A 2021-nucleotide genomic window follows, 5' to 3' on the forward strand; every position below is an offset into this window, starting at 1 on the left:
CAAAGAATCCGATATCCCGATCCTTGGGAATCCTTCATCGTGCGGTTGCAACATGTTCCAACACAAACTGTGGCATTCTGGACTCACCTTGCCCAGACCATACCCGCGCAAACGCGACTCAATCGCATTGAGAACTGCTGCGCGCCCGGAGAACAGGTTGCTGCGGTCGATGTTGCCGCCAAAATGGCGTCGGGCGACTCGGCGCATCGATCCTCGCGGAGCCGCGCGCCCATGGTGGAGCCGCTGCATAGAAGCGGCCGTTTGACCCTTGCGGATGACGGGATCTCGTACGATGGATGGCGTGCAGGGCATCGATCTTTGTGGCGATTACGCAGAACCGGTTCGTCAACTGCTGCGAATTGGCCAGCCGGGCGATGACGATCCCGCGGAATGGCCTGACTATTCCGCGGAGTTCGGTATCGGGCACGAGCATGTTGGTGCGTTGATTGGAATGGCCTGCGACTCAGCGTTGCACCACGGCGACCCGGACTCCAGCGCGGTGTGGGCCCCCGTGCATGCCTGGCGTGCTTTGGGGCATTTGCGGGCCGAGGCGGCGGTTGAACCATTGCTTGCGCTTCTGAAGGCGTTGGAGCACGACGACGCGGCCGATCTGGAAGTTCCGGTCGTGCTTGGCATGATTGGACCGGCTGCCATCCCGCATATCGCCGGATTCCTGTCGAATCGAGCAACCCCGGCATCGCCAGTTGCCACGGCAATATCGGGGCTCCGCGAAATCGTCGCACGGTATCCCGATTGCCGCCGGGAATGCATTGGCATCCTGGTACAGACGCTGGATCCGCAAGCTGACTCGGACGAGACCATCAACGGCTTCGCCGTGTCGGCGTTGATCGATCTGCACGCAGTCGAGGCGATCGATGCTATACGTGACGCATTTCGGCGAAACGCGGTCGAGCTCTCGATCGCCGGCGACGTAGAGGACGTGGAAATCGAGCTGGGGCTGCGAGACCGCCGCGCCACGCCCGCACCGCGCTGTACGCTTCTGCCCGCGCGCTGGTCGCCACAGTCCAGCGCGGATCGTACCCAGCACGACCTTCATGTGTCGCCGCGACGCGAAAAAGTCGGCCGTAACGAGCCCTGCCCGTGCGGCAGCGGCAAGAAATACAAGAAGTGTTGCCTGCAATAGCCGGACGGCTGGACCCCGGGCCGAATATCGTGGGATCTGCCGAATGTGGTCACCCAAGGCGCGAGGAATTACACGCGATAATCGTCCTTCCCGCGTGTTACTTCCGGGCTTAATTCACCAGTCGCACCCTGTCCCGCTCTATTTTCGATTGAAGCGGGCAGCGAGCGTCTCGTCGGCCACTGCGACGGCGAACTCATCGGGGTCGAACTCTGCGCCGATCCACTCGATTTGTTCGGCGCGCTCCGGATGAGTGGGATCGGCCAGGACTTCGAGCAGGTGCAGGTAGCCCCAAGCACCACCGCAATCTTCTGGGGGACAGTTTCGCTTTCCGGCAACGCAGGCCGGATAGGATCCCCCCGCGCGGGTCGGCTGAGTTTTCTCGATCGCGACCATGTGTTCCCAGTTGTCGCCGAAATCGTAGGTATAGGCGAAGCGGGTGACGCCGGATTTCAGCAGGCTTTTCAGGGTCAAGTGATTCTCGTCAGCGACGTCGTCGTCAGTGTGTCTATCGCCATATGTCCGGCCATCTATGTCGAAGGCATGGAGATGGCTGTCGCGCCAGCCCATCGTTGCCTGGATCGCCTGATGCAGGTCGCCGAGCGTCGTCTCGTCGTGCATCAGGAGCCGGCGCCACACCGGCGGCTTCGTGCCGCGCAGCGTCACTTTCAGACTGACGACGCTCTTCCTGGCGCGGTTTTTCGGCTCGTCGGTTTTCGCCATGATCTCCGCATCTTGCACAGACATCGACCGGGCGGCCCCGTCATTCTTTTATTTGCGCGACTGGTGCCTCGAGAGCAAGCGGGTTCAAAGATAGTAACCTTGTAAAAGATGACGCAAGGCGCGAAGCAGTTGTTTGTTCACTTTGATGCGGCTAGCG

The 2021-nt window shown here is 61.2% G+C and carries 3 protein-coding genes; 1 reads left to right on the plus strand and 2 read right to left on the minus strand.

Annotation, left to right across the window (positions count from 1 at the left end):
* Window positions 1–207 (minus strand): hypothetical protein (locus VJX68_RS00870; protein WP_324093746.1); only part of this gene is annotated, 207 nt, incomplete at its 3' end.
* Window positions 208–292: 85 nt separating this feature from the next.
* On the opposite strand from VJX68_RS00870, the gene VJX68_RS00875 reads away from it, so the two are divergent.
* On the plus strand, window positions 293–1144 hold the full coding sequence (locus VJX68_RS00875; RefSeq protein ID WP_324093747.1) for an SEC-C metal-binding domain-containing protein: 852 nt from the start codon (window positions 293–295) through the stop codon (window positions 1142–1144).
* A 138-nt stretch (window positions 1145–1282) separates the two neighbouring features.
* On the opposite strand, the gene VJX68_RS00880 is transcribed toward VJX68_RS00875, so the two are convergent.
* Complete coding sequence (locus VJX68_RS00880; protein ID WP_324093748.1) at window positions 1283–1864, minus strand: plasmid pRiA4b ORF-3 family protein; 582 nt, start codon at window positions 1862–1864, stop codon at window positions 1283–1285.
* Window positions 1865–2021 lie beyond the last annotated feature (157 nt).

Origin of the sequence: Binatus sp. (SeqCode) (assembly GCF_035272065.1) — a bacterium.
Classification (GTDB): domain Bacteria; phylum Desulfobacterota; class Binatia; order Binatales; family Binataceae; genus Binatus.

Excerpts from the sequence above, each read along its gene's own strand:
- VJX68_RS00880 (WP_324093748.1), bottom strand. The coding sequence starts at position 1,864 with ATGGCGAAAACCGACGAGCCGAAAAACCGCGCCAGGAAGAGCGTCGTC.
- VJX68_RS00875 (WP_324093747.1), top strand. The coding sequence starts at position 293 with ATGGATGGCGTGCAGGGCATCGATCTTTGTGGCGATTACGCAGAACCG.